The organism is Bacteroides parvus, assembly GCF_017309675.2.
GTDB classification, from domain to species: Bacteria; Bacteroidota; Bacteroidia; order Bacteroidales; family Bacteroidaceae; genus Bacteroides; species Bacteroides uniformis.
The window spans coordinates 3,373,920-3,400,887 of sequence record NZ_CP084680.1; the positions used below are offsets into that span (position 1 = coordinate 3,373,920).

General features: G+C 51.3%; 15 protein-coding genes. 4 read left to right on the forward strand and 11 right to left on the reverse strand.

Translation table 11 applies throughout. The features are described 5' to 3' along the window. Window positions 1-29 precede the first annotated feature (29 nt). The 6 genes from JXR92_RS13740 to JXR92_RS13765 all read right to left on the reverse strand — a co-directional run bounded on the left by JXR92_RS13740 (window position 30) and on the right by JXR92_RS13765 (window position 7,479). Window positions 30-1,166, reverse strand: coding sequence for an acyltransferase family protein (locus JXR92_RS13740; RefSeq protein ID WP_138345939.1), 1,137 nt, complete (start codon window positions 1,164-1,166; stop codon window positions 30-32). 311 nt (window positions 1,167-1,477) lie between these two features. After that, entirely contained in the window at window positions 1,478-2,593 is a 1,116-nt protein-coding gene (locus tag JXR92_RS13745; RefSeq protein WP_138345941.1) for an ABC transporter permease, read from the reverse strand. Between the two features lie 112 nt (window positions 2,594-2,705). After that, window positions 2,706-3,809: an ABC transporter permease gene (locus JXR92_RS13750; protein ID WP_016273869.1), complete on the reverse strand. Its 1,104-nt coding sequence runs from the start codon at window positions 3,807-3,809 to the stop codon at window positions 2,706-2,708. A gap of 47 nt (window positions 3,810-3,856) precedes the next feature. Further along, window positions 3,857-5,314: an ATP-binding cassette domain-containing protein gene (locus JXR92_RS13755; RefSeq protein WP_138345942.1), complete on the reverse strand. Its 1,458-nt coding sequence runs from the start codon at window positions 5,312-5,314 to the stop codon at window positions 3,857-3,859. Next, window positions 5,292-6,182, reverse strand: a complete 891-nt coding sequence (locus tag JXR92_RS13760) for an HlyD family secretion protein (RefSeq protein WP_005827632.1) — start codon at window positions 6,180-6,182, stop codon at window positions 5,292-5,294. The genes JXR92_RS13755 and JXR92_RS13760 overlap by 23 nt, the downstream gene beginning before the upstream one ends. 34 nt (window positions 6,183-6,216) lie before the next feature. Then, window positions 6,217-7,479 (reverse strand): TolC family protein, encoded by a 1,263-nt coding sequence (locus JXR92_RS13765; RefSeq protein WP_138345944.1) that lies wholly within the window; start codon window positions 7,477-7,479, stop codon window positions 6,217-6,219. Between the two features lie 191 nt (window positions 7,480-7,670). Between JXR92_RS13765 and JXR92_RS13770 the strand changes: the two genes are divergently transcribed. Continuing rightward, entirely contained in the window at window positions 7,671-8,564 is an 894-nt protein-coding gene (locus JXR92_RS13770; protein ID WP_138345946.1) for a helix-turn-helix domain-containing protein, read from the forward strand. A 2-nt stretch (window positions 8,565-8,566) separates the two neighbouring features. Here the strand turns inward: JXR92_RS13770 and JXR92_RS13775 are convergent, their stop codons facing one another. After that, window positions 8,567-9,112 (reverse strand): methylated-DNA--[protein]-cysteine S-methyltransferase, encoded by a 546-nt coding sequence (locus tag JXR92_RS13775; protein ID WP_117600898.1) that lies wholly within the window; start codon window positions 9,110-9,112, stop codon window positions 8,567-8,569. Window positions 9,113-9,279: 167 nt separating this feature from the next. Between JXR92_RS13775 and JXR92_RS13780 the strand changes: the two genes are divergently transcribed. Beyond that, window positions 9,280-10,350, forward strand: coding sequence for an efflux RND transporter periplasmic adaptor subunit (locus JXR92_RS13780; protein WP_138345948.1), 1,071 nt, complete (start codon window positions 9,280-9,282; stop codon window positions 10,348-10,350). Window positions 10,351-10,370: 20 nt separating this feature from the next. Beyond that, a complete protein-coding gene (locus JXR92_RS13785) occupies window positions 10,371-13,499 on the forward strand; it encodes an efflux RND transporter permease subunit (RefSeq protein ID WP_138345950.1) in 3,129 nt (1,042 codons plus the stop codon). Between the two features lie 80 nt (window positions 13,500-13,579). Here the strand turns inward: JXR92_RS13785 and carB are convergent, their stop codons facing one another. The 4 genes from carB to glmS form a co-directional block, all read right to left on the reverse strand. Then, on the reverse strand, window positions 13,580-16,816 hold the full coding sequence (gene carB, locus JXR92_RS13790; protein ID WP_138345952.1) for a carbamoyl-phosphate synthase (glutamine-hydrolyzing) large subunit: 3,237 nt from the start codon (window positions 16,814-16,816) through the stop codon (window positions 13,580-13,582). A gap of 219 nt (window positions 16,817-17,035) precedes the next feature. Then, complete coding sequence (gene carA, locus JXR92_RS13795; RefSeq protein WP_138345954.1) at window positions 17,036-18,112, reverse strand: glutamine-hydrolyzing carbamoyl-phosphate synthase small subunit; 1,077 nt, start codon at window positions 18,110-18,112, stop codon at window positions 17,036-17,038. 8 nt (window positions 18,113-18,120) lie between these two features. Beyond that, the gene (locus JXR92_RS13800; RefSeq protein ID WP_138345956.1) at window positions 18,121-20,004 is read right to left on the reverse strand and encodes an amidophosphoribosyltransferase; all 1,884 of its coding nucleotides are present in this window, start codon (window positions 20,002-20,004) and stop codon (window positions 18,121-18,123) included. 134 nt (window positions 20,005-20,138) lie between these two features. Continuing rightward, window positions 20,139-21,983, reverse strand: a complete 1,845-nt coding sequence (gene glmS / locus JXR92_RS13805; RefSeq protein WP_138345958.1) for a glutamine--fructose-6-phosphate transaminase (isomerizing) — start codon at window positions 21,981-21,983, stop codon at window positions 20,139-20,141. Between the two features lie 365 nt (window positions 21,984-22,348). Here glmS and gltB point away from each other — a divergent pair, with 365 nt between their 5' ends. Then, on the forward strand, window positions 22,349-26,902 hold the full coding sequence (gltB, locus tag JXR92_RS13810; RefSeq protein WP_394373477.1) for a glutamate synthase large subunit: 4,554 nt from the start codon (window positions 22,349-22,351) through the stop codon (window positions 26,900-26,902). Window positions 26,903-26,968: the final 66 nt, after the last annotated feature.

Here is a 26,968-nt window from a genome sequence, read left to right on the forward strand (position 1 = left end):
AGATTTTTTATATCCATAGCTATGCGGAACTATTTCTTTTTCCCTTTCAGAAAACGATCTGTCAGCCACTTGCGCACCGGTTCGTCGTACAGTTTCAAACAAGCATAAGCAAGAACAAAAGCTCCAACGAAAGTAAGCATCATATAAGGGATGCCTTCCACCATTGTAGCGTTATTGTTGCATACCCAAGCCGTATAAGTATATACCAATGGATAATGGGTGATATAAATCGGATAGGAAATATCTCCCAGGAACTTGCATACGGCAGTAGAGCGCTTACCGGTCACCTTGCCGCCGGCTCCCATCGAAACAATGACCGGGAAGATGCAGATAATACAGAAAGCCTCGTAAAGCCCGTTCATCCAGTAGCCGTCCTCACCTCCGATACGGGGAAGGGAAAGAACCACCACAATCAGCAGGCTACACCACCAGAAAGCACGCTTTTCAAGCCGTATCAGCCAGCCGAGGCGTGACAGAAGCAATCCGCCGAAAAACGGATACATCAGCCGGACCATGCCCACATACTGCTGTTCCCAGTTCAAGGCCCAACCACCCACAATATCACCAGCAGGAGCAGTCAGACAACGGTACACCGTAAAACACCCTGCCACAAATACCAGCACCGATAAGGCCACCTTATTGAACTTGCGTACAAACAACGCATACAGAATATTACCGATATATTCATAATAGAGCGACCATGCCGGACCATTCAACGGATGCATTTCCGTCCAGCCACGAATGTCGAACTTCAGCGGAAGGGGAAGCAAAGTACAGCCTAGTAACATTACCAGCAGCATGGTTCCAACAGACGTATTCTCGATAGGTGGAAAACAAGGCGACTCTTGAAAATAGAAAAAGGCAGCGCCCACAATGCTTCCCATAATCACCATAGGATGCAGGCGAATGATACGGCGTTTGAAGAAAGTGCCCACGGTCATCCGGTTCCAACGGTCATCATAAGCATAACCGATAACAAAACCGGAGAGCATGAAAAAGAAATCCACTGCCAGATAGCCATGATTGATAATTTGAGTAAGATGACTGCCGCCTGCATGTGCTTCAAAAAGATGGAAGATAATAACCATGACAGCCGCCACGCCACGAAGTCCGTCAAGAATCTCATAATGCGGTTTCGAGGCAAGATAAGTAGTCTGTGTATTCATTTTGGTATAAGATATTTATTTATTCGCGTGCAAAGATAAGAGTTTTCTCCAATAATGAAACTGATAAATATCATATAAACTCTATCAATTAATTGACAAGTATAACAGTTGTCTTTATCATTAGATACATATCACTACTTGTACTCTTTTTCCGCACAAAAAACAGCTTTTATTATCCATAATAAAAAGGCTACACCTTTTCCTCCTCATGGCGTAGCCTTAAACACAAAAGGGTGTAGCTATCCAAGGCAAATGGTGTAGCCCTTTTTCAAGAAAAAGAGCCAAATGGGATGCTAATATGGAAAAATCAGTTAACTGCTTTTCTTATAACTTTTTACCGCCCACAGATTGAAGACCAATGCAAAGACCAACAAGGCTCCCAACTGCGGCAGCAGTTCGGCAAATCCGCCGCCACGGAGATAGATGGTACGCATTACCTCTACAAAATAGCGCAGCGGATTGATACGCGTAATCCATTGCGCCCACTCAGGCATACTGTGGATAGGGGTGAAAAGACCACTCATCAGAATAAGGATAAGCATGAAGAACCACATGACAAACATGGCCTGCTGCAACGTGGTCGAATGATTGGATATGACCAGCCCGAACCCCGACACCACCGGTAGAAAAAACAGCACCATGCCGTAGATAGTGAGGAAATGTCCCGCCGGCAGAATGCCGTAAAGTACCCATGCCAGAACGAAACAGATGGTCAGCACCACAAAACCTATCAGCCAGTAAGGTATCAGCTTGGCGGCAATGAAAGTGAACTTGCCGACGGGGGTGACATTTATCTGCTCGATGGTGCCCGCCTCCTTCTCGCCCACCACATTGAGGGCAGGGAGAAAACCGCAAATCAGCGTCAGCAGCATTACCATGAGGGCAGGAATCATGAAAAGCTTGTAGTTCAGCGTGGGGTTGTAAAGGTTCTGCGTAGTGATGTCCACCCGGGGAAGCGGCTTCCCGGCAAGCCCTTGCGAAGACGACTCCGAACCCAGTTCACGGGTATAGTCACTGATGATGGAAGACAAGTAGGATCCTCCCAGACTGCCCTTCGTGCCGTTCACGGCATTGGCCGCCACCAGCAGGCGGGGCGCCTCTCCCTTCACCCAATCCTTTTCGAAATCACGGGGAATCTCCAGCACGACATCTGCCGAACCTGCTTCAATGGCCAGCAAAGCCTCATCATATGTATCGGGAAGCGCTGTCAGGCGGAAATAAGTGGATGCACCGATTTTATCTACCAGACGGCGAGACAAGACGCTGTGGTCATTGTCCACTATATTCAGATTGATGTTCTTTATCTCCAGATTGGCGGCCCAGGGCATCAGTATCATAATCATGCACGGGAAAATGAAAATCAGCTTGGGCAGGAAGGAGTTGCGGAACAACTGCTTGAATTCCTTTTCAATGAGAAACTTTATCATAAGACGATATTTTAAAGATTTTAGACATAAGAACAAAAGAACAGATTTCCCGTATCCTTTTGTCCTTATGTTCTTCTGCCTGAATAATTAATATAAAATTCATATCCGCTCTTTACTCAAGCCGATGCTTGAATTTCTTGAAACTCACCGTTATCAGCAATACCGCCATCGTGGCAAGTATGCCGACCTCCATCAGCACAAGCGAAACATCCACTCCCTCAATCATCAGCTTACGCACCGCCTGGATATACCAGCGTGCAGGAAGCACAGCTGAAATGGCCTGCAAGATAACGGGCATACTCTCAATGGGGAATATCATGCCCGAAAGCAACATGGTGGGCATCATCAGCATCAGTCCGGACACCAGCATGGCGGCAACCTGCGTCCGGGTGACCGTGGAAATCAGCAGCCCCAGCGCCAGGGAGACAAAAATGAATAGCAGCGACACCACCACCAGCCAGAACAAGCTGCCCGCCACGGGAACATCGAGCACATAGACCGAAAGTAGAAGAATGGTGGTCAAGTTGACAAACGACAGCACAAAATAGGGCACCGCCTTTGCCAGAATGATGAAAAGCGGTTTGACGGGAGAAACCAGCAGGACCTCCATCGTCCCCGTCTCCTTCTCGCGCACAATGGAGATGGAGGTCATCATGGCGCAAATCAGCATCAGAATAAGTCCCATGACACCCGGCACGAAGTTGTAGGCACTCTTCATCTGCGGATTGTACAGCAGCTTGAGCTGGGGTACAATGGCAGCGGCATGCACTCCCGGCGGAAGCATCTCCTGCCCGGCAGAGGAGATGATGTTTGCGGCATAGCCTGCCTGCATAGTCGCCATATTGGGGTCTGTGGCGTCGGAGACAAGCTGCACGCGCGCCTCGCCGGTATAAAGCTTGTCCGAGAAACGCTCGCTGAAAACAAGCGCCATGTCAATCTCCCCTCTTCCGAAAGAAGCCTCCATATCGGCGGGAGAATGCAGGCGGCAGATGACGGTGAAGTATTCGCTTGCATCCATGCGGTCGATGATACGGCGGGTAACTACGTCATTCGACGGGTCGAGCACCGCCACACGCACGTTCTTCACCTCGGTGGTGATGGCAAAACCGAAAAGGATTATCTGCACGATGGGCATGCCCAGCAGAATCAGCATCGTGCGCCGGTCGCGGAAGATATGGAAGAACTCTTTTCGGATGAAAGATATGAATTGTTTCATTGTCTATATTTATATTTAGGCTCGGATAATGCGGATTTCACGGATTCTCAGTCGGCGGTTCGCACGGCTTGGCGAGCCAGTTGTTGGAATACATCGTCCATCGTAGTGGCATTGAACTGCCGTTTCAGCTCCCCGGGAGTGTCGAGTGCACGGATGACGCCGTCTACCATGATGGAGATGCGGTCGCAATACTCTGCCTCGTCCATAAAGTGGGTGGTGACAAAGACGGTGATGCCCTCGTCGGCAGCCTGGTAAATCAGCTCCCAGAACTGGCGGCGCGTGGCAGGGTCCACCCCACCCGTAGGCTCATCCAGAAAGACAATCTTGGGACGGTGGAAGATGGAGACGGAGAAGGCCAGCTTCTGCTTCCAGCCCAGCGGAAGGCTTTTCACCAGTGTATCCCGTTCCTTTTCCAGCCCGAGGCGGAGGAGCAGTTCATCCGTCTTGGGGGCAATCTCCGCTTCGGGGATGCCGTAGATACCGGCAAAGAGGCGGATATTCTCCCACACCTTGAGGTCTTCGTAAAGGGAAAATTTCTGGCTCATGTAGCCGATGTTCTTCTTCACTTCTTCAGGTTGGGAAGCCACATCGAAACCTGCCACACATGCCTTGCCGCCGGTGGGGCGGCTAAGTCCCGTAAGCATGCGCATGGCGGTGGTCTTGCCTGCCCCGTTGGCTCCCAGGAAACCGAAAATCTCGCCCCGATGGACTTGGAAGGAGATGTGGTCTACAGCGGTGAAATTACCGAACCGCTTGGTCAACCCTTCCACTTCAATCACCTTGTTTTCGTGGTTTTCCACCCGTTCGTGCTGCAAGCCCGGAGGGCAGAGGATGCCCGCAAAGCGTGTCAGGATACGGTCGGGGGTATCGATGCCTTTTATCTCTCCTTCGTTGATGAAGGCGATGCGGTCGCATTGGCGCGCTTCGTCGATGATGGGGGTGGAAGCAATGATGGTGATACCCTGCTCCTTCAGTCGGCGAAGCATTCCCCAGAATTCCTTGCGGGACACGGGGTCGACGCCCGTAGTGGGTTCGTCCAGAAAGAGGACATCCGGTTTATGGATAAGGGCACAGCTAAGGGCGAGTTTCTGCTTCATGCCGCCGGACAACGCTCTGGCGCGGCGCTTGCGGAAAGGTTCTATCTGCCGGTAAATGTCGCGCACCAAATCATAATTCTCCTCGATGGTGGTGTGGAAGACGGTGGCGAAGAAATTGAGATTCTCCTCCACCGTCAAGTCCGGATAGAGGGAGAAGCGTCCGGGCATATACCCCACCCGCCTGCGGATGGCTTTGTAGTCCTTCACCACATCCAGACCGCAGACCGAGGCCGAGCCTCCGTCAGCAAGCAGCAAAGTGGTGAGGATGCGGAAAAGCGATGTCTTGCCCGCACCGTCCGGCCCGATGATGCCGAAAAGCTCACCGGGAGCCACTGACAGAGAGACACCCCGCAGGGCTTCCACGCTGCCGTAACGTTTGGAGATATTAGTTAAAGTTACAGCCTCCATACATTCCTATTTTCAGCATCCCGTCATTCTTCACGGCAATCTTTACGGCATAGACCAGATTGGCGCGCTCGTCTTTCGTCAGGATAGTTTTTGGAGTGAATTCGGACGTATCGGAAATCCAGGTGACGATGCCGGGGTATTCTTTCCGCACTTCCTTTCCATAATCCGCATAAACCTTCACTTGCTGCCCCAGCTTGATTTCGGCAAGCTGCTCGGAGGTGATGTAGGCACGGAGGTAAATCTGCTCCATATCCGCCACTTTGAAAAGAGGGGTGCCGGGAGCAGCCAGTTCTCCGGCTTCGGCATATTGGGCAAGGACGGTTCCCGTCAGCGGAGAGGTGATGTGGCATTTGCGCAGCTGGTCTTCTATCTGCGCCACCTGGATGCCGACAGAGGAGCTTTGCCACGTCAGGCTGCGGTCACTGTTGCGCAGGGTGGAGTTCTGTGCGTCGAGCTGCTTGCGGAGGACTTCGAGAAGGGACTCGGCATCATCGAGCTGCTTCTGGTTGGCGGCACCCACACGGAGCAGATTGGACACACGGTCGCGTTCGCGTCGAGCCTGCACAATCTGTTCCTGAGTGGCGGCTACTTGTTTCAGGATATCAGGCCGCTGGCCTTCCACGGACTTGACACTGGCCTCCAACTGGAGTTTCTTCAGATAGAGTTGGACGGTATCTATAATGCCTACTTCCTGCCCGTCTATCAGTGTCGTGCCTTCCTCGATATCGAAACTCAGCAGTTTTCCAGACGCCTCGGCAGAAACGATGACTTCGGTAGCCTCGAACGTTCCCGTCGCATCATATTTCGGAGTACCGCCGGTACAGGCGGCAAGGAGAAATAAAAAAGGAAATAATTTCAATGATTTCATACTATTTCAAGTTATAAATTACGGATTATAGTCATTAATTATTCAGCGTATATTTCAGCTGCCAGATGTTCATCAGCAACTGCACCTCATGCAATGCCTTGGTCTGTCGTGCCATACTTTCATTGGTAATCTCCCGCAGCATATCGGTCACGGTCATTGTCCCGTTCTGTACCTTGGCCTCGGCTGCACGGCGGATATTCCCACGCAGACGGATAATCTCGTCATCATCCGCCATCTGGCGGCGCATGGATACAATGCCCGCATCCTGCTGCGTAGCCTGCAGGCGAATGTTGAAAAGGAACACATCCCGGCCGGTCTCTATCTGTTGGCGGGTATTGTCTATCCTGCGGCGGTCGTTCTTCAACGTATACAGACTGCCGAAATTCCAGAACATGCGCACCCCCGCCATGTAATAGGCGTTGAATTCATCTTTCAGCATATTCAATCCCGGATTGCCGTATGCCCCTTGTACAAAAAGGCCGAAACGCGGCATCAACCGGGTGTTCAAGGCTGCCTCCTGCTGGTGGAGTTGCTCTCCCTGCGCATCGTACCAACGAAGTTCGGGGCGGTTGTTCATCTGCCGGTCTATGTTTTCTTCGGCAGCCGGTTTCAATAAAACCGTTTCGGAAGAGAGATCCTTGCCCGTAAAGGCAGCAAGCATGCTGAGGTATGCACGGCGGGTGGTCTCCAATTCCACACGGTGCTGCCTGGTGTTCAGTTGCTCTACGCTGACTGCATCCAGGTCGCTCAGGGTGGCGATGCCATTGGCTATATAGTCGGCTACCTGCTTGTGGGTTCTTCCTAAATCTTCTTGCAAGAGGCTGTTCTGTTTCAGCTGTTCGTCCAACAGCAGGATGCCGAAAAAGAGCTGGTTCACCCGGTCAGTCAAGGCATACATGTCTACATGCTGTTTTTCCAGTTCCACTTCCGAGGCGGCACGCGTCAATCGTTTTCTGGAACGTATATCCCCACCATCCCAGAGGGTCTGCTGCACTTCGAGCATCACCTGGTACTGGTCTTTCGAAGCAGTCTTGATGTCGAGATTAGGGATTTCGACCGGTAGCCGGGTGATGTCACTCTGGTACGTGGCCTTGCCGGATAGGGAAAACTGGGGCAAGTAACCTTTTCCGGCATTGGAGAGGTCGTACCCGCGTGCCTTTTCTATCAGTCCGTATTGCCTGACCAACGGATAATTGTCTTGCGCCCGGCGCTGGCACTCTTCCAACGTGAGCTGGGCATGTGCCAGCATGGCGGCAAGAGAAAGGGTAAAAAAGAAAACGGTTCGTTTCATATCCATTCTGTTTCTTGTTTATTCTACATGGTTTTGTTCTATACACATGCAAAGATAAAGGCATAACCCTATAACCTTACAATCCATTTGTGCGCAAAGATGTTCTAATAGTACGACATTTCGTAGAAAAAGACAAATAATAGGAACACTTTATTATCTTTGCGGTGGAAATATACATTATTCATAAAGGGAAAGATATGGAAAAGAACAAACCGATAAGCGTCGCATTCGAGGACATCCGCAACAATCCGGATTTTATAGAACATTCCGAATACAGATTTATAAACGACGATTTGGGAATGGTCATCAGTTTTCAAGCAATGGGATTCAGGCTATTCCGCACCCAGCAACCTTATCGTGCCAAAGAAGGAAGGATTGTACGCATCATGCAAGGTAAGGGCCGAATCTCCATCAATCTTATCGAATATGAAGCTACAGCCCACGATATTATTATCATCCCTGACAATTCGCTGATAGAAATATCGGAAGTCAGTCCCGACTACGAATTCCAAGTCATCATGCCCACTGCCAATTTTCTGCCCGTACTACAGAATTCCATTCTTTCGGAAGCTTATACACGAAACGGAATCCGCCTTTCATGCAACAACGAGGAATGGGCACACATCAGCAGCTTCTTCTCTTTATTGTGGAATATACTACATTGTTTGCCCTACCGCCGCGGAGCTGTACAGCACTTGATTGTCTCACTTCTCTATAACCTTAAGTATATCCACGAGCACACATGCAAGTCAACTCCGGCACGCCTTTCACGCCAGGAAGAGCTATTCCGCCGCTTCATCGCTTTGGTAAACCAACACAGCAAGCACGAACGCAACGTCAACTTCTATGCCGACAAGCTATGCCTGACACCGCACTATCTGAGTTCGGTGATACGTGAAACAAGCGGGCAAACCGTGATGCAATGGATTAATCAAGCAGTTATCCTCGAAGCCAAAGTATTGCTGAAACACAGTGATCTGCTGGTGTTTCAAATATCAGACGAACTGAACTTTCCCAATCCGTCGTTCTTCTCGAAGTTCTTCAAACGTATGACGGGGATGACACCGGCGGAATACCAGAAACAAACCTGACCTTAGAACAATTGTACTACACGAGAATTCGGCAATCCATCGCAGGAGTCTGCTTCCAATGCCAGCAGCCCTTGTTTTGCTGCCAGTCCACCGGCATAGCCTATCAGTTGACGGTTGCTGCCCACCACACGATGGCAGGGAATGAATATGGAGAGGGCATTCGCCCCATTGGCAGCCGCTACAGCCCGTACGGCCTTCGGGTTGCCCAACTTTCGGGACAGCTCGCCGTAGGACACCGTTTTCCCGTAAGGAATATTCAGCAACTCCTGCCATACCGTTTTCTGGAAATCCGTCCCTGCCAACAGTAACGGCATGTCGAACGCCGTCCGCTTACGGGCAAAATATTCATCCAACTGAATGATTGCCGTTGAAATAACTTCCGAAGTGCCCTCCTCATAAACGGCATGCAGCGTATTCCGCATCCGCCTGCCGATTTTCTCCTTGCGCTTTTCGCTTACCCAGTCGCACAGACAAAGTTTGTCTCCTAAAGAGCCGAGCATCAACTCGCCATAAGGAGACCGATAATGCTGAATCCGAATTGTTTCCATAAACTTGCTTTTTTGTATATTTGCACTTCCGATGCTTCCGACAAAAATAGATATTTATATCCGGATGTACAAGATAGAACATATTATAATACATTCCGACCTTTTCCATTTGACAGTATCGGGGTATATTTGTAAATATATAAAAACATATGATTAAATAATATACAATGAAACAGTTCTATTGGCTTATAGTAGGCATTTCCCTACTCTCACTGGCTTCCTGCAAGGGAAAGGTCAAGATGGCAAGAGACTGCCAGACAGTGAAAATAGATACAGTTATTTCAGCAGACGAACAGACCTATCTGCAATATCCAGGCAAAGTGAAAGCAGCACAGGATATCAGCCTTGCTTTCAGAGTCAGCGGAACCATCCAGAAAATATATGTGGAGAACGGTGCACGCGTAAGTCAGGGACAACTGCTCGCCGAACTCGACCCGACAGACTATCAGGTGCAGTTGGATGCCACAGAAGCCGAATATAAACAGATAAAGGCGGATGCCAAACGGGTGATGTCACTTTACAAAGACTCCGTCACTACTTCCAGCGCCAACGACAAGGCGGTATATGGATTAAAGCAGATTGCAGCCAAATACCGGCACCACAAGGACCAGCTCAACTACACCAAGCTCTACGCCCCCTTCAACGGCTTTGTACAGAAACGTCTTTTTGAGGCGCACGAAACGATAGGCGCCGGTATGCCTGTTCTCTCCATAATCAGCAGCAGTATGCCCGAAGTGGAAATCAATCTTCCGGCAGCGGAATACATCCGGCGCGGACAGTTCCACAGCTATTACTGTTCATTCGATGTCTATCCAGGCAAGACCTACCGGCTGAAACTGATAAGCATCACTCCCAAAGCCAATGCCAACCAGCTCTATACCGTACGCCTGCAACTGCTTGCCGACAAGCAGCAGCCCGTACCCTCTCCGGGAATGAATACGATGGTTACCATCCAGTACGACGAAGAGAATTCATGCCAACTGTCCGTTCCGAGCGGCGCCGTACTGCAAATAGACGGAAAAGCGCAGGTATTTGTCTACAACCCGTCCGACAACCGGATTACCGCCCGCGAAGTGACCCTCCTTCGCCTGACAAGCAATGGTCGCAGCCTCATCAGCTCCAACCATCTGAAACCGGGCGAACTGGTCGTGTCTTCCGGAGTCCACCACATCAAAGACGGAGAAACCGTAAAACCGCTCGCCAGAACCAGCGGAACAAATATTGGAGGACTATTGTAACCACTAATCCCTAAAAAACTATGGATATAAGTAAATGGGCATTTCAGAACCGTAATCTGATATACTTCCTAGTAGCTGTCCTGCTGCTGGGAGGAGCTTATTCCAGCTATGAGATGAGCAAACTGGAAGATCCGGAAATAAAGGTGAAACTCGCCATGGTAGTGACACCCTATCCGGGAGCCTCGGCTCATCAAGTGGAACTGGAAGTGACGGATGTACTGGAAAAGAGCATCCGCAGCATGGGCCACATAGACAATGTGGAAAGTTACTCCTACAACGACCTTTCACTGATACAGATAGAGTTGACAACAACCACCCGAGACGATGAGGTGGAACAATGCTGGGACATGCTACGCCGCAAAGTGAACGATGCCCGTGCCTCACTGCCCGACGGGGCCGGTACACCTATCGTCAAAGATGATTTCGGGAATGTATATGGTATGTTCTACGCACTGACCGGCGACGGCTTGTCCGATCGGCAATTGTCCGACTATGCGGAACTCGTGAAGCGGGAAATCAGCGACATGGAAGGAATTGACCGGGTGGAACTCTACGGAAAACGCTCCGAGTGCATCAACATCTCCCTGCTGCAAGACCGCATGGCAAATTTGGGTGTGAAACCAGCTGAGGTGCTTGCCACCCTGAACGGGCAGAACAAGACCACTTACAGCGGCTATTACGACAATGGTGACCACCGCATCCGTGTAACTGTAAGCGACAAATTCAAGACTGTGGAGGACATCGGCAACATGCTTATACAAGGACATGACGACGACCAGCTCCGCATGCGCGACATCGCACAGATAGAAAAAGGATACGAAGAGCCTACCCGCAACGAAATGTTCTTCGACAGCGAACGGGCACAAGGTATCCTGATTGCCGCCTCCAGCGGAACAGACATTGTGAAAGTAGGCGCTGAAGTAGAAAAGAGGTTAGCACAGCTCAAAGAAACCCGTCTGCCTGCAGGCGTAGACTGCCATAAGGTTTTCTACCAGCCGGAACGCGTCGGTGCTTCATTGGGGACATTCATCATCAACCTGATAGAGTCTGTCATCATCGTAGTGCTCATTCTGATGGTGGCTATGGGATTCAAAAGTGGGGTCATTATCGGAATCAGTCTGGTGGTCACCGTCTTCGGTTCATTTATGTTTCTATATACGGCAGGCGGAACAATGCAGCGTGTATCACTGGCCGCATTTGTCCTCGCAATGGGTATGTTGGTAGACAATGCCATCGTCATCATTGACGGCATACTGGTAGACCTGAAAGCCGGAAAAAAACGGATGGAAGCCATGACAGCCATAGGGAGACAGACAGCCATGCCGCTGCTGGGAGCTACGCTGATAGCCATCATAGCTTTTCTGCCCATCTTCATGTCGCCCGACACGGCAGGGGTCTACACACGTGACCTTTTCATCGTCCTGGCAGTGTCTTTGCTGTTAAGCTGGGTACTGGCGTTGGTTCATGTACCACTGATGGCCAATCGGTATCTGCATCCTGCCGTCGAAACCAACGCCACAGGAGCGAGAGAATACAAAGGACGCACTTATGCTGTCTTGCGCGCCGCCCTGCGGATGGGACTGGCACACCGCTGGAGCTTTGTGTTGACAATGCTCGTCCTGCTCGGACTGTCTGCCTTCGGCTACCAGTACATGCGCCAGGGATTCTTCCCCGACATGGTTTACGACCAACTATATATGGAATATAAACTGCCCGAAGGCAATAACTCCACACAAGTGGTTCAAGACCTCCGGGAGATAGAAGCATACCTGAAAACACGCAAGGAAGTGACGCACGTCACCACTTCCATAGGCGGTACACCGGGACGCTACAATCTGGTAAGGAGCATCGCCAACCCGTCTTTGGCATACGGCGAACTGATTATAGATTTCACTTCTCCCGAAGAGCTGGTAGACAACATGGACGAGATACAAAGCTACCTGACGCATCATTATCCCAATGCCTACGTCAAGATGAAGCGCTACAACCTAATGTTCAAAAAATATCCTATCGAAGTCCAGTTCATGGGACCGGACCCTGCCGTACTGCACCGGTTGGCAGACAGCGCCCGCAGTATCATGGAGAACACGCCGGAGATATGCCTCATCACCACCGATTGGGAACCGCAGGTTCCGGTACTCTCCATCGAGTACGACCAAGCCGCCGCCCGTACTTTGGGGTTGAGCCGCAATGACGTAAGCTTGTCACTGCTCTCGGCCAATGGAGGTATCCCCATCGGATTCTTCTACGAAGGCATCCATCGGGACAATATCTACCTGAAATGCCTGGACGAGGAAGGACAACCGATAGAGGACCTCTCCAATACGCAAGTGTTCTCCTCGCTGCCATCGCTGAACGGACTGCTGAACGAAGAAACAATGGTAAAGCTGAAAGCCGGTACCCTCTCCAAAGAAGAGCTGGTGGAAAGTCTGATGGGCAGCACTCCACTGAAACAAATCAGCAAAAGTATCGACATACGCTGGGAAGACCCGGTAGTGCCGCGCTACAACGGACAACGGAGCCAACGCGTGCAATGCTCTCCCACACCGGGCATAGAGACGGAAAAGGCAAGGCAGGCCATCGCACGGCAGATTGAAAGGATAGAGCTTCCCGAGGGATACACACTGCAGTGGCAGGGTGAGAAAAGCGCCAGTGACCAGTCCATGAAGTATCTGTTCAAGAACTTCCCACTGGCCATCATCCTGATGATTGCCATTCTGATCATGCTGTTCAAGGATTACCGTAAACCGCTTATCATCTTCTGCTGCATTCCGATGGTTGTGGTAGGCGTGGTAGCAGTGATGCTGCTTACGGGAAAGACATTCAATTTCGTGGCAATCGTAGGGACACTGGGATTGATAGGGATGCTCATCAAGAACGGCATCGTACTGATGGATGAAATAACCTTGCAGATTAATCAGGGAGTGGAACCGATGAAAGCCTTGATAGACAGTTCACAGAGTCGTTTGCGCCCGGTATCTATGGCGGCGCTGACTACAATTCTGGGCATGATACCGTTACTGCCCGATGCCATGTTCGGCTCGCTGGCAGCTTCCATTATGGGCGGGCTGACATTCGGCACACTGATAACGTTGCTGTTCATACCGGTACTGTATGCGTTGTTTTTCCATATTAATACACAAGACTGACAAGGAGACAAGGGAAAAAAAGACGGCACATTTTTTCTTCTCTCCCTTGTCCTTCTGTTTTTCTGTCCGAAAAATATTTATCATTTATATTCCGCCCACGACTTGATGGCCAAATCATCCGGCGTCATCGTGCAGAATGCATTGATGAACGCACTTGCCAGACGGGCATTCGTTATCAACGGAATATTGAGGTCGATGGCGGCACGGCGTATCTTGTAGCCGTTATCCAACTCGCCTGCGGTGAGGTTCTTCGGAATATTGACAACCATGTCTATCTCCTTGCGGTGCAGCATGTCGAGTGCCTGCGGCTGGCGTTCGGGTTCGCTGGGCCAGTAGACGCGCGTATTCTCCACACCGTTCTCCGTAAGGAAGTTGCTGGAACCACCTGTGGCAAATATTTTATACCCTTTCTCCTGAAGCATACGCGCGGCAGAAAGCATGTCCACTTTCTGCTTCGGAGTACCGGTAGAAAGCAGGATATTCTTCTCCGGAATGCGGTAGCCCACGGAGAGCATCGCCTTGAGAATGGCGCAGGAAGTATCGCTGCCGATGCAACCCACCTCGCCCGTACTTGCCATATCCACCCCCAGTACCGGGTCGGCCTTCTGCAGACGGTTGAAGGAGAACTGACTCGCCTTGATGCCTACATAATCCAAATCGAACAGATTCTTGTCCGGCTTCTGCACCGGAATGCCGAGCATCACCTTCGTGGCAAGTTCAATAAGGTTTATCTTCAGCACCTTGCTGACAAACGGAAACGAACGGCTGGCGCGGAGGTTGCACTCAATCACCTTGATGTCGTTCTCGCGTGCCAGATACTGGATATTGAACGGACCGGAGATGTTCAGCTCACGGGCAATCTCGCGGCTGATGCGCTTGATGCGGCGCACCGTCTCCACATACAACTTTTGTGGCGGGAACTGGATAGTGGCGTCTCCGGAATGCACCCCGGCAAACTCGATATGCTCACTGATGGCATATGCGACAATCTCACCGTTTTGTGCCACCGCATCCATCTCCACCTCCTTGGCATGCTCGATGAACTGGCTCACCACCACGGGATGTTTCTTGCTGACATTCGCTGCCAGCTTCAGGAAGCGTTCCAGTTCCTCCCGGTTGGAGCAGACGTTCATCGCAGCACCGGACAATACATAGGAAGGACGGACCAATACCGGGAAACCCACCTTATCTACAAAAGCGTTGATGTCCTCCAGGGAGGTCAGCGCCCGCCATTCGGGCTGGTCTACACCAATGCGGTCGAGCATGGCGGAGAACTTGTCACGGTCTTCGGCATTGTCGATACTCTTGGCGCTTGTGCCGAGAATAGGTACCTTCTGCGCATCAAGGCGCAGGGCAAGGTTATTCGGTATCTGACCACCGGTAGAGACAATCACCCCGTGGGGATTCTCCAGTTCGAGAATATCCATCACGCGCTCGAAGGTAAGTTCGTCGAAGTAAAGACGGTCGCACATGTCATAGTCCGTAGACACGGTTTCGGGATTGTAGTTTATCATGACACTGCGGTAGCCTTCTTGACGGATGGTGTTCAGGGCCTGCACGCCGCACCAGTCGAACTCTACGGAAGAACCGATGCGGTAGGCGCCGGAGCCCAATACGACGATGGACTTGCGGTCGCCGAGGTAACGGACATCATTTGCCGTACCGCTATACGTCAGGTAGAGATAGTTGGTCTGTGCGGGATATTCGGCGGCAAGGGTATCTATCTGCTTCACTACGGGCAGAATGCCTGCACTCTTGCGGAAATTGCGGACGGCAAGGATGGCTTCTTCGCCGTCCATTGCTTGTTCCAAGCCGAGGGCACGGGCTATCTGGAAATCAGAGAAGCCTTGTACCTTGGCTTTACGCAATAAGTCTACGGGAATCATTGGCAACTCTCCATCAGCCATAAAAGAGTGCAGTTCCCTGCTGGTATCCATGATATTCATCAGCTTTTCCAGGAACCAACGGTCTATCTTGGTCAATTCGTGCACCTGGTCCACCGTATATCCGGCACGGAAGGCTTTGGAGATGACAAAGATACGCTTGTCCGTCGGTTCGCGCAGAGCCTTGTCCAAATCGGCAATCACCAGTTCCTTGTTCTCCACAAAGCCGTGCATGCCCTGGCCTATCATACGTAAGCCTTTCTGAATAGCTTCTTCGAAAGTACGCCCGATAGCCATTACCTCGCCTACCGACTTCATGCTCGAACCCAGTTCCTTGTCCACTCCATGGAACTTGCCCAAATCCCAACGCGGTATCTTGCAGACCACATAGTCCAGAGCAGGTTCGAAGAAAGCGCTTGTGGTCTTTGTTACGGAGTTGTTCAAGTCGAACAAACCATAGCCCAAGCCGAGTTTTGCCGCCACAAATGCCAACGGATAACCCGTTGCTTTAGAGGCCAATGCAGAGGAACGACTCAAGCGTGCATTCACCTCGATTACCCGGTAGTCCTCGCTCATCGGGTCGTAGGCATACTGCACGTTACACTCTCCCACAATGCCGATGTGACGGATAATGCGGATAGCGAGTTCACGCAATTTATGATAGTCCGTATTGCTCAACGTCTGTGACGGGGCAATAACGATGGACTCGCCCGTATGGATGCCCAGGGGGTCGAAGTTTTCCATGTTACAGACCGTGATGCAGTTGTCAAAACGGTCGCGCACCACCTCGTATTCCACTTCCTTCCAGCCCTTCAACGATTTCTCCACCAGCACCTGCGGGGAGAAGGAGAAGGCTTTCTCTACCAGCACATTCAGCTCTTCTTCATTGTCGCAGAAGCCCGAACCCAGTCCGCCAAGCGCGTATGCGGCACGGACAATGACCGGATATCCCAGTTCCCGGGCTGCGCGACGGGCATCTGCCGCATTCTCCACAGCTTCGCTCTTGATGGTCTTTACATCAATCTCATTCAGTTTCTGCACAAAGATTTCACGGTCCTCCGTGTCAATGATAGCCTGTACGGGAGTGCCGAGAACCGTCACGCCGTACTTCTCGAAAATCTTGTCCTTGTAGAGGGAAACACCGCAGTTCAGTGCCGTCTGTCCGCCAAAAGCAAGCATGATGCCATCCGGGCGCTCCTTCTCTATCACCTTCTCCACGAAGTAAGGAGTGACGGGCAGGAAGTAAATCTGGTCGGCAACGCCTTCCGAGGTCTGTACCGTGGCAATGTTCGGATTGATGAGAACCGTGTAGATACCTTCCTCCTTCAATGCCTTGAGCGCCTGCGAACCGGAGTAGTCAAACTCTCCTGCCTCACCGATTTTCAGTGCACCGGAGCCAAGCAGCAGGACTTTCTTTATATTGTTTTCTTTCATTTGCATATCTGTTTATTAAAAATGTAATAGTAGTAATAAAACCTTATCTTTCTCTTACCTTACACAATCAGTCACTAATTGAATGGCATTCAGTATAGGACTGAAAGGCATTCACTCTGGGACTGAATGGTATTCAGTATGGGACTCATTATACCGTCTTTTTTGCATACTGATTATCAAGAGATTACGAACGCTGCCATTCTTGATAAAATTCTCTTACTAAAGCAACTTCACAAAGTCATCAAAAAGAAACTCCGTATCTGTCGGCCCGCTGGCAGCTTCGGGATGAAACTGTGCGGAGAACCAGGGGTTGCGTTTGTGGCGGATCCCTTCATTAGAACCATCGTTCATATTGATGAAAAGCGGTTCCCAGTCTTCTGTCAGCGTGTTGTTGTCTACAGCATACCCATGATTCTGTGAGGTGATGAAGCAACGTTCCGTACCCACCATGCGCACCGGTTGGTTATGGCTGCGGTGGCCGTATTTCAATTTGTATATCTTGGCGCCCCCAGCTTTGGAAAGCAACTGGTTTCCCATACATATGCCGAAGATGGGCAGTTTCTCGTTCTGCATTGCCTTGCGGATATGCTGCACGGCAGCATCGCAGGTATCAGGGTCACCGGGACCGTTGGAGATGAACAACCCGTCGAACTCCATTCCAGTATAATCATAGTCCCAAGGAACGCGAATCACTTCCACGTCACGTTTCAGCAGGCAGCGGATGATGTTATGCTTGACGCCGCAATCCACAAGAAGCACTTTCTTCTTACCAGTTCCTTCGTTGTAACGGATAATCTCCTTGCAGCTGACTTTATCCACATAATTCACATCGGCATAAGAAGCCTCAGGCATTTCATCCGATTCATCATCAAAGGCGATACGTCCCATCATCACCCCATGCTCGCGAAGCACCTTTGTCAGTTCGCGGGTATCGATGCCCGTGATGCCCGGAATCTGTTCGCGTTTCAGCCAGTCGCCAAGGCTTTCTATGGCATTCCAATGGCTATAATTTTCGCTATAATCGCTTACAATAATGGCTTCGGCATGGATATGCTCGCTCTCCATAAAAGTGGCAAGCCCATTCGGTTCGAGAGTAAAAGGCGGCACACCGTAATTGCCCACCAACGGATAGGTGAGCGTCATCAGCTGTCCGGCATACGAAGGGTCGGTCAGGCTTTCGGGATAACCCGTCATGGCTGTATTGAAGACCACCTCTCCCGCTACCGGTTTTTCAAAGCCGAACGACTTGCCGTGGAAGCGGCTCCCGTCGTCGAGGATTAGAGTTACATTTCTCATTGATTCAATTAAAATTGATAAACTTGTTCTATATAATCAATAAATGCCTTGTTCAGCATCTTCACACCGCCCGGCGTAGGATAATCGCCGCTGAAGTACCAGTCACCCGGATGCTTGGGGCAGGCCTCATGCAGCCCCTCGAGAGGCTGGTAGACAATCTGCACTTTGGCTTTCGTCCCTTTGGGAGTGAGCAGTTCCACCATCTTGGCAGAGATTTCCTCGTCGGTAAAGGGAGCGTATATCTCCTTCACGTAATTCACCATCTGCTCTTTGGGCAGGCCTACCTGCTCTTTGGACTTGCGGTAGGCGGCGGCAATCACATCGCGCATCTCACGCTCCTTCAGCAGTTCCACAGCAGCCTTGAAGGCGATGAATTCGCTCATCTTAGCCATATCGATGCCATAGTAGTCGGGATAGCGCACCTGCGGTGAAGAGCTTACAATGACTATCTTCTTCGGCCCCAGACGGTCGAGGATGCCGATGATACTCTGCTTCAGGGTGGTTCCGCGCACTATCGAGTCGTCGATGATGACCAGATTATCCACTCCCGGGACAAGGCTTCCGTAAGTGATGTCGTACACATGGGCGGCGAGGTCATTCCGGCTGTTTCCTTCGGCAATGAAGGTACGCAGCTTGATGTCCTTGATGGCCACTTTCTCGCTCCGTATGCGCCGCGACAAGATATGCTCCAGCTCGTCGTGGCTGGGACTATGCCCCAGGGCGGCAATCTGCTGTACCTTCTCCTCGTTGAGGTAGTCGTCCAATCCTTGCAGCATTCCGTAAAAAGCAACTTCCGCCGTATTGGGGATGAAGGAAAAGACGGTATGGTCCACATCGTTGTCGATGGCTTTCAATATGTTGGGCACGAGTTTCTCACCCAGCAGTTTACGTTCCCGGTAAATGTCCACATCACTGCCCCGGCTAAAATAGATGCGCTCGAAGGAACAAGGCTTCACCTCGCGCGGCTTGTTGATTTGCACGGTGCGCACCTTGCCGGCCTTGTTGATAAACATGGCTTGTCCGGGTTGCAGCTCCCTGATGGAGCCGGCAGGGACATTAAGGGCTGTCTGTATCACGGGACGTTCACTGGCAAGCACCGCTATTTCGTCGTCCTGATACCAGAAGGCTGTACGGATGCCCCACGGGTCGCGTACGGCAAAAGTCTCTCCGCTGCCGGTGAGACCGCACATCACGTATCCCCCGTCCCACTCCTTGCTCGAGGTGCGCAGCACGTTGGCAAGGTCGATGTGGTCTTCTATATAATGGGTGATGTCCATGCCTGCCAGCCCTTCCGCTTCGGCAAGGTTGAAGAGGCGCTCCACTTCGCGGTCGAGGCGATGCCCCAACTGCTCCAGCATGATGTAGGTATCGGCATATTTGCGCGGATGCTGGCCGATGGCGGTAATGCGTGCGAAGATTTCATCCACATTCGTCATGTTGAAATTGCCGCAGAGGGCAAGATTCTTGGCACGCCAGTTGTTTCTCCGGAGGAACGGGTGCACGTACGAGATGCCGGACTTGCCGGTAGTGGAGTAACGCAGGTGCCCCATATAAACCTCCCCGGCAAAAGGCAGTACACGCTTGGCATATCCCGCATCGTGCAGCTGTTCCTTTGCCACGTCCTTGAAGTTGCTCTGCACCGTACCGAAAATTTCGGTAATGGCACCCGGACCGAGCGCACGCTCACGGAACATATATTCCTCGCCGGGATTGGCTTCCAGTTTCACGCAGGCCAGCCCGGCACCCTCCTGCCCGCGATTGTGTTGTTTCTCCATCAGGAGATAGAGTTTGTTGAGCCCGTACATCCATGTACCATACTTCTCTTCATAGTACTCCAATGGTTTCAGCAGGCGTATCATGGCAACGCCACATTCATGCTTCAGTTGTTCCATCTATCTATTTATTTACTATTTGACGATTTACTATTGACGATTTGATAGATATGCTTTTGCTATTGGACGATTGACAATTTACGATTTGATAAAGTATTTACCATTAAATAGTAAATAGTAAATTGTACATGTCCTCATTCTACAGTCACCGACTTCGCAAGATTCCTCGGCTGGTCCACATCCATTCCTTTGCACACGGCAATGTGATAGGCAAGTAATTGCAGAGGTACCGTAGTTATTAACGGATCAAGGCACTCCATTGTTTCGGGAAGCTCGATGCAAGTGTCGGCTATTTTACTGATGACCGTATCTCCCTTTGTCACAATGGCGATAACCCTTCCTTTACGCGCCTTTATTTCCTGAATATTGCTCAGCACCTTTTCATAAAGCCCATTCTGGGTGGCAATGACCACCACCGGCATCTCGGCATCTACCAAGGCAATGGGACCATGCTTCATTTCGGCGGCAGGATAGCCCTCGGCATGGATATACGAAATCTCCTTCAACTTCAAAGCACCTTCCAAGGCCACGGGATAACTGTATCCGCGTCCCAGATAGATAAAGTTGTGTGCATAGGTGAATATCTTGGAAAGTTCCGCTATGCGGTCGTTCAGTTTCAAGACCTCCTTCATCTTGTCGGGGATATGTCCCAATTCCTTGACAACTGCCAGGTACAACCCTTCGTCCATCGTCTTTTTCTCTTTGGCAAGTGTCAGAGCCAGCATGGTAAGCACCGTTACCTGCCCGGTGAAGGCTTTGGTAGATGCTACACCAATTTCCGGTCCCACGTGGATATAGGAACCCGTATGCGTGGCACGGGGAATGCTGGAACCGATGGCATTGCAGATGCCGTATATAAATGCCCCACGGCTTTTGGCAAGCTCCACGGCAGCCAGCGTATCGGCCGTTTCTCCGCTTTGCGAGATGGCAATCACTACATCGTTGCTGTCAATCACCGGGTCGCGGTAACGGAACTCACTGGCATACTCCACTTCTACCGGAATACGGCAGAAGCTTTCAATCAAATGCTTGCCGATGAGGGCGGCGTGCCATGACGTACCGCATGCCACGATGACGAGGCGTTTGGCCGCCAGCAGACGTTCCTTATAATCAATCACAGCAGAAAGAACCACGTTCGTACCCTCCACATTGATACGTCCGCGCATGCAGTCGTGAATGCAGCCGGGCTGTTCGAAGATTTCCTTCAGCATGAAGTGCGGATAACCGCCCTTCTCCAGCTGGCCGAGATTGAGCGCTACCGTCTTTACCTCGTGCGGACATTCCACATTCTTCAGGTTAACAACCTTCAGCTTCTCTCCCCGACGGATGAGGGCAATCTCTTCGTCTTCCAGATACACCACCTTATCCGTATATTCCACAATCGGCGTGGCATCCGAAGCCAGGAAAAACTCTCCTTCACCGATGCCCACCACCAGCGGACTGCTCTTGCGTGCAGCGATTATCCCATCCGGATTGTCCTTGTCGAGCACCGCAATGGCATACGCCCCAATCACTTCCTGCAAGGCAAGTTGCACCGCCGTCAGCAGGTCAATATGGTTTGTCACCTGAATGTATTCAATGAGCTGTACCAGCACCTCGGTATCAGTGCTGCTTTTAAATACATAACCTTTGGCTTGAAGTTTTTCTTTAAGGATGGCGTAGTTTTCAATGATGCCGTTATGGATGAGGGCGAGGCGTTCGGAAGAGGAATAATGGGGATGGGCATTGACGGAACAAGGTTCTCCATGAGTGGCCCAACGTGTATGTGCAATACCAATGCTACCGGAAATATCTTTTTGAGCAACGAAAGTTTCAAGTTCCGAAACCTTACCTTTCGCTTTGTACACGTTCAACTGTCGGTTATCACTGATTAATGCTACCCCTGCACTATCATATCCACGGTACTCCAACCGCTTCAGACCTTTGATAAGAATGGGGTAGGCTTTCCTTTGACCTATATAGCCTACTATTCCACACATAATGTATCAGTATTTGATTTTGCGCTGCAAATATACATATTCTTAAGAACATAAAGTTAATCTTTCCACTATTTATTTATCAAAAGAATAGAAAAAAGTTGTTTTTACATCAAAAAGTTAAAGAAAATATTATTTTAAAAGCAAAAGGCCTAATTTACAAATCAAAACCAAACCGTCTGATTTTGATTTAGGATTAAAAGAAAACAGAGGGTATTTTCTATCAATTCATAACATCATCTCCTATCGTAGGAATTTTGCAAGAAAGAAGGCAGGGATATACACTATCATTTTGCAATTAATATTATATATTTACCAAACATTTTGACACCACAAATAATATTATATAGCAATAAAGAAAGCTTATAATCATGAAACAAGAACTTTTTAACAACAAGACAAAAGTAGAGGATTACCAGCGACAGCCCAAACAGTTGGGCTTGTATAAGGCATCCCACGAGCACGATGCCTGCGGAGTAGGCATGCTGGTCAATATCCAGGGAGGGAAATCACATGAACTGGTAGAATCGGCATTGAAGGTACTGGAAAACATGCGCCACCGTGGAGCGGAAGGGGCGGACAACAAAACCGGAGACGGCGCCGGCATCATGCTGCAGATACCGCACGAATTCATTCTGCTGCAAGGCATTCCCGTTCCCGAGAAAGGAAAATACGGCACCGGCCTGCTTTTCCTTCCCAAAGACGGAAAAGACCAGGCTGTCATCTTGAGCGTCATTATCGAAGAGATTGAAAAGGAGGGATTGACCCTGATGCATCTGCGCAACGTGCCCACTTGCCCCGAAATATTGGGAGAAGCGGCTCTTGCCAACGAACCGGACATCAAGCAAATTTTCATCACCGGATTTACGGAAAGCGAAACCGCCGACCGCAAACTCTATATAATAAGGAAAAGGATAGAGAACAGAATACGCAAGTCGGACATCCCCACCCGCGAGGATTTCTACATCGTCTCGCTCTCTACGAAGAACATCGTCTACAAGGGCATGCTCTCTTCCTTGCAGTTGCGCAACTACTTCCCCGACCTCACCAACAGCTACTTCACCAGCGGGCTGGCATTGGTGCACTCCCGTTTCAGCACCAACACTTTCCCCACCTGGGGACTGGCACAGCCTTTCCGCCTGCTGGCACACAACGGCGAAATCAATACCATCCGCGGCAACCGCGGCTGGATGGAAGCCCGTGAGAGTGTACTCTCCTCTCCCACCCTGGGAGACATCCGGGAGATACGCCCCATCGTGCAACCGGGCATGAGCGACAGTGCCTCACTGGACAATGTGCTCGAGTTTCTCATCATGTCGGGCCTGAGCCTGCCGCACGCCATGGCCATGCTCGTACCGGAATCCTTCAACGAAAAGAATCCCATCAGCGAAGATTTGAAAGCTTTCTATGAATACCACTCCATCCTGATGGAGCCGTGGGACGGACCGGCGGCACTGCTTTTCAGCGACGGGCGCTATGCAGGCGGCATGCTCGACAGGAACGGACTGCGCCCTGCACGCTACCTGATTACGCAGGGCGGCATGATGGTAGTGGCCAGCGAAGTCGGCGTGATGGATTTCGAGCCGGGAGACATCAAGGAAAAAGGACGCCTGCAACCGGGCAAGATACTGCTTATAGACACCGAGAAAGGCGAAATATATTATGACGGCGAACTGAAGAAACAACTTGCCGAAGCCAAACCATACCGCACTTGGCTGGCCGGCAACCGCATCGAGCTGGACGAACTGAAAAGCGGTCGCAAAGTCTCCCATAGCGTGGAGAACTACGACAGCATGCTGCGCATCTTCGGCTACTCCAAAGAAGACGTGGAACGGCTGATTGTCCCGATGTGTACCACCGGTGCCGAACCCATCAACTCCATGGGCAATGACACCCCGCTGGCAGTACTCTCGGACAAGCCGCAACTACTGTACAACTATTTCCGCCAGCAGTTTGCCCAAGTCACCAACCCTCCTATCGACCCGATACGCGAAGAACTGGTAATGTCGCTGACCGAATACATCGGAGCCGTAGGCATGAACATACTGACACCCAGCGAAAACCATTGCAAGATGGTGAGGTTGAACCATCCCATCCTGAACAACGCCCAACTGGATATTCTCTGCAACATCCGGTACAAAGGCTTCAAGACCGTGAAACTGCCCCTGCTCTTCGAAGTGGCAAAAGGGTGCCAGGGATTGCAGGAAGCATTGGCAACCCTCTGCAAGCAGGCGGAAGAATCCGTCAACGAAGGAGTGAACTACATCGTGCTTTCCGACCGCGACGTAGACGCCGCCCATGCCGCCATTCCGTCACTGCTTGCCGTGTCGGCGGTACACCACCATCTTATCTCCGTGGGCAAACGGGTGCAGACGGCACTGATTGTAGAAAGCGGCGAAATCCGCGAAGTGATGCACGCCGCACTGCTGCTGGGCTTCGGAGCCAGCGCACTGAATCCGTATATGGCTTTTGCCGTCATCGACAAACTGGTGAACGAAAAGGAAATACAGCTCGACTACGCCACTGCCGAAAAGAAATATATCAAGTCCGTCTGCAAAGGCTTGTTCAAGATTATGAGCAAGATGGGCATCAGCACCATCCGTTCTTACCGGGGCGCGAAAATTTTCGAGGCCGTAGGACTGAGCGAGGAGTTGAGCAATGCCTACTTTGGCGGACTGAGTTCACGCATCGGAGGCATACGCCTGGATGAAGTGGCACGCGACGCCATCGCCTTCCACAAGGAAGGGATGGAGGTTCTTAAAAAGAAGGGGGAAGCGGAGCTATTGCCGAACCGCGGACTGTATGCCTTCCGCAAGGATGGTGAGAAGCACGCCTGGAACCCGGAAACCATCAGCACACTGCAACTTGCCACACGCCTGGGAAGCTATAAGAAATTCAAGGAGTTCACTGCCATGGTAGACAGCAAGGAATCTCCCATCTTCCTGCGCGATTTCCTCGACTTCCACCGCGCTCCTATCAGCATAGACCGGGTGGAACCGGTAGAGAACATCGTACAGCGCTTTGTCACCGGCGCCATGTCCTACGGTTCCATCAGCCGCGAGGCCCACGAAGCCATGGCTATTGCCATGAACAAGCTGCATGGCCGGAGCAATACGGGCGAAGGAGGCGAAGACCGGGCACGCTTCATGCCGCGCGAAGACGGCACCAGTCTGCGCAGCGCCATCAAGCAGGTGGCCTCAGGACGTTTCGGTGTCACCGCAGAATATCTGGTGAATGCGGACGAAATACAGATAAAGATTGCCCAAGGCGCCAAGCCAGGCGAAGGTGGGCAGCTGCCGGGCTTCAAAGTAGATGAAGTGATTGCCAAGACACGCCACTCCATTCCGGGCATCTCTCTGATTTCCCCCCCGCCCCACCACGACATTTACTCCATCGAAGACCTGGCACAGCTCATCTTCGACCTGAAGAACGTGAACCCACGGGCAAAAATCAGCGTGAAGCTGGTGGCAGAAAGCGGTGTGGGCACCATTGCCGCCGGTGTGGCAAAGGCAAAGGCCGATTTGATAGTCATCTCGGGTGCAGAAGGCGGTACGGGAGCTTCTCCTGCATCATCCATCCGCTATGCAGGTATCTCGCCCGAACTCGGTTTGAGCGAAACGCAGCAGACACTGGTGCTGAACGGCCTGCGCGGGCAAGTGATGTTGCAAGTGGACGGACAACTCAAAACAGGCCGCGACATCATACTGATGGCAATGCTCGGAGCCGAGGAATTCGGTTTCGCCACCAGCGCCCTGATTGTACTGGGTTGCGTAATGATGCGCAAATGCCACCAGAACACCTGCCCCGTAGGGGTGGCGACACAGAACAAAGAACTGCGCAAGCGCTTCCGCGGACGCAGCGAGTATCTGGTGAACTTCTTCACGTTCCTGGCGCAGGAAGTACGCGAATACCTGGCGGAAATCGGTGTGGAACGCCTGGACGACATCATTGGACGCACAGACCTTATCGTCCGCAAGCCGGATGATGGAATCAGGAAACATCAGTTGATAAGCTTTGACAAACTACTGGCACGCGTGGATAATGAAGCCGCTATCCGCCACGTCACCGACCAGCAGCACGGCATCGACCATGTGAAAGATGTGGAGATACTGCATGCCGCCGCCCAAGCCGTAGAGAGCCGAAAGGAAGTCTCGCTGGAATACACCATCGCCAATACCGACCGTGCCTGCGGCGCCATGCTCTCCGGTGTCATTGCCGCAAAGTACGGAGAAAAAGGGCTGCCCGAACATACGCTGAACGTGAAGTTCAAAGGCTCCGCCGGGCAGAGTTTCGGGGCATTCCTTGTCCCGGGTGTCAACTTCAAGCTGGAAGGCGAGGCCAACGATTATCTGGGCAAAGGTCTGAGTGGCGGACGTATCGCCGTCCTGCCTCCGGTACGGAGCAACTTCGAGGCAGAGAAAAACACGATTGCAGGCAACACCCTGCTTTACGGCGCCACAAGCGGTGAAGTTTACATCAACGGCCGTGCAGGCGAGCGCTTTGCCGTCCGCAACTCCGGTGCCACAGCCGTAGTGGAGGGTGTAGGCGACCACTGCTGCGAGTATATGACCGGCGGGCGCGTGGTAGTACTCGGACAGACGGGACGCAACTTTGCCGCAGGCATGTCCGGCGGTGTGGCCTACGTATGGAACCGGGACGGCAACTTCGACTATTTCTGCAACATGGAAATGGTAGAACTGAGCCTCATCGAAGAGGCCTCCTACCGCAAGGAACTGCACGAGCTCATCCGCCAGCACTACCTGTACACCGGTTCCAAACTGGCACGCACCATGCTCGATGACTGGCCACGCTATGCCGACCAGTTCATCCAGGTAGTCCCTATCGAATACAAAAAAGTGCTGCAAGAGGAGCAGATGCAGAAATTGCAACAGAAGATTGCAGAAATGCAACGCGATTATTGAATCGCGAATTAATAATGAAAGAATGAAAGACTGAGGAAATTCCCCTTTCATTCTTTAATTCTTTAA

Coding starts and splice junctions, on each gene's coding strand:
- JXR92_RS13740 (WP_138345939.1), bottom strand. CDS start 1,166: ATGAATACACAGACTACTTATCTTGCCTCGAAACCGCATTATGAGATT.
- JXR92_RS13745 (WP_138345941.1), bottom strand. CDS start 2,593: ATGATAAAGTTTCTCATTGAAAAGGAATTCAAGCAGTTGTTCCGCAAC.
- JXR92_RS13750 (WP_016273869.1), bottom strand. CDS start 3,809: ATGAAACAATTCATATCTTTCATCCGAAAAGAGTTCTTCCATATCTTC.
- JXR92_RS13755 (WP_138345942.1), bottom strand. CDS start 5,314: ATGGAGGCTGTAACTTTAACTAATATCTCCAAACGTTACGGCAGCGTG.
- JXR92_RS13760 (WP_005827632.1), bottom strand. CDS start 6,182: ATGAAATCATTGAAATTATTTCCTTTTTTATTTCTCCTTGCCGCCTGT.
- JXR92_RS13765 (WP_138345944.1), bottom strand. CDS start 7,479: ATGGATATGAAACGAACCGTTTTCTTTTTTACCCTTTCTCTTGCCGCC.
- JXR92_RS13770 (WP_138345946.1), top strand. CDS start 7,671: ATGGAAAAGAACAAACCGATAAGCGTCGCATTCGAGGACATCCGCAAC.
- JXR92_RS13775 (WP_117600898.1), bottom strand. CDS start 9,112: ATGGAAACAATTCGGATTCAGCATTATCGGTCTCCTTATGGCGAGTTG.
- JXR92_RS13780 (WP_138345948.1), top strand. CDS start 9,280: ATGAAACAGTTCTATTGGCTTATAGTAGGCATTTCCCTACTCTCACTG.
- JXR92_RS13785 (WP_138345950.1), top strand. CDS start 10,371: ATGGATATAAGTAAATGGGCATTTCAGAACCGTAATCTGATATACTTC.
- carB (WP_138345952.1), bottom strand. CDS start 16,816: ATGAAAGAAAACAATATAAAGAAAGTCCTGCTGCTTGGCTCCGGTGCA.
- carA (WP_138345954.1), bottom strand. CDS start 18,112: ATGAGAAATGTAACTCTAATCCTCGACGACGGGAGCCGCTTCCACGGC.
- JXR92_RS13800 (WP_138345956.1), bottom strand. CDS start 20,004: ATGGAACAACTGAAGCATGAATGTGGCGTTGCCATGATACGCCTGCTG.
- glmS (WP_138345958.1), bottom strand. CDS start 21,983: ATGTGTGGAATAGTAGGCTATATAGGTCAAAGGAAAGCCTACCCCATT.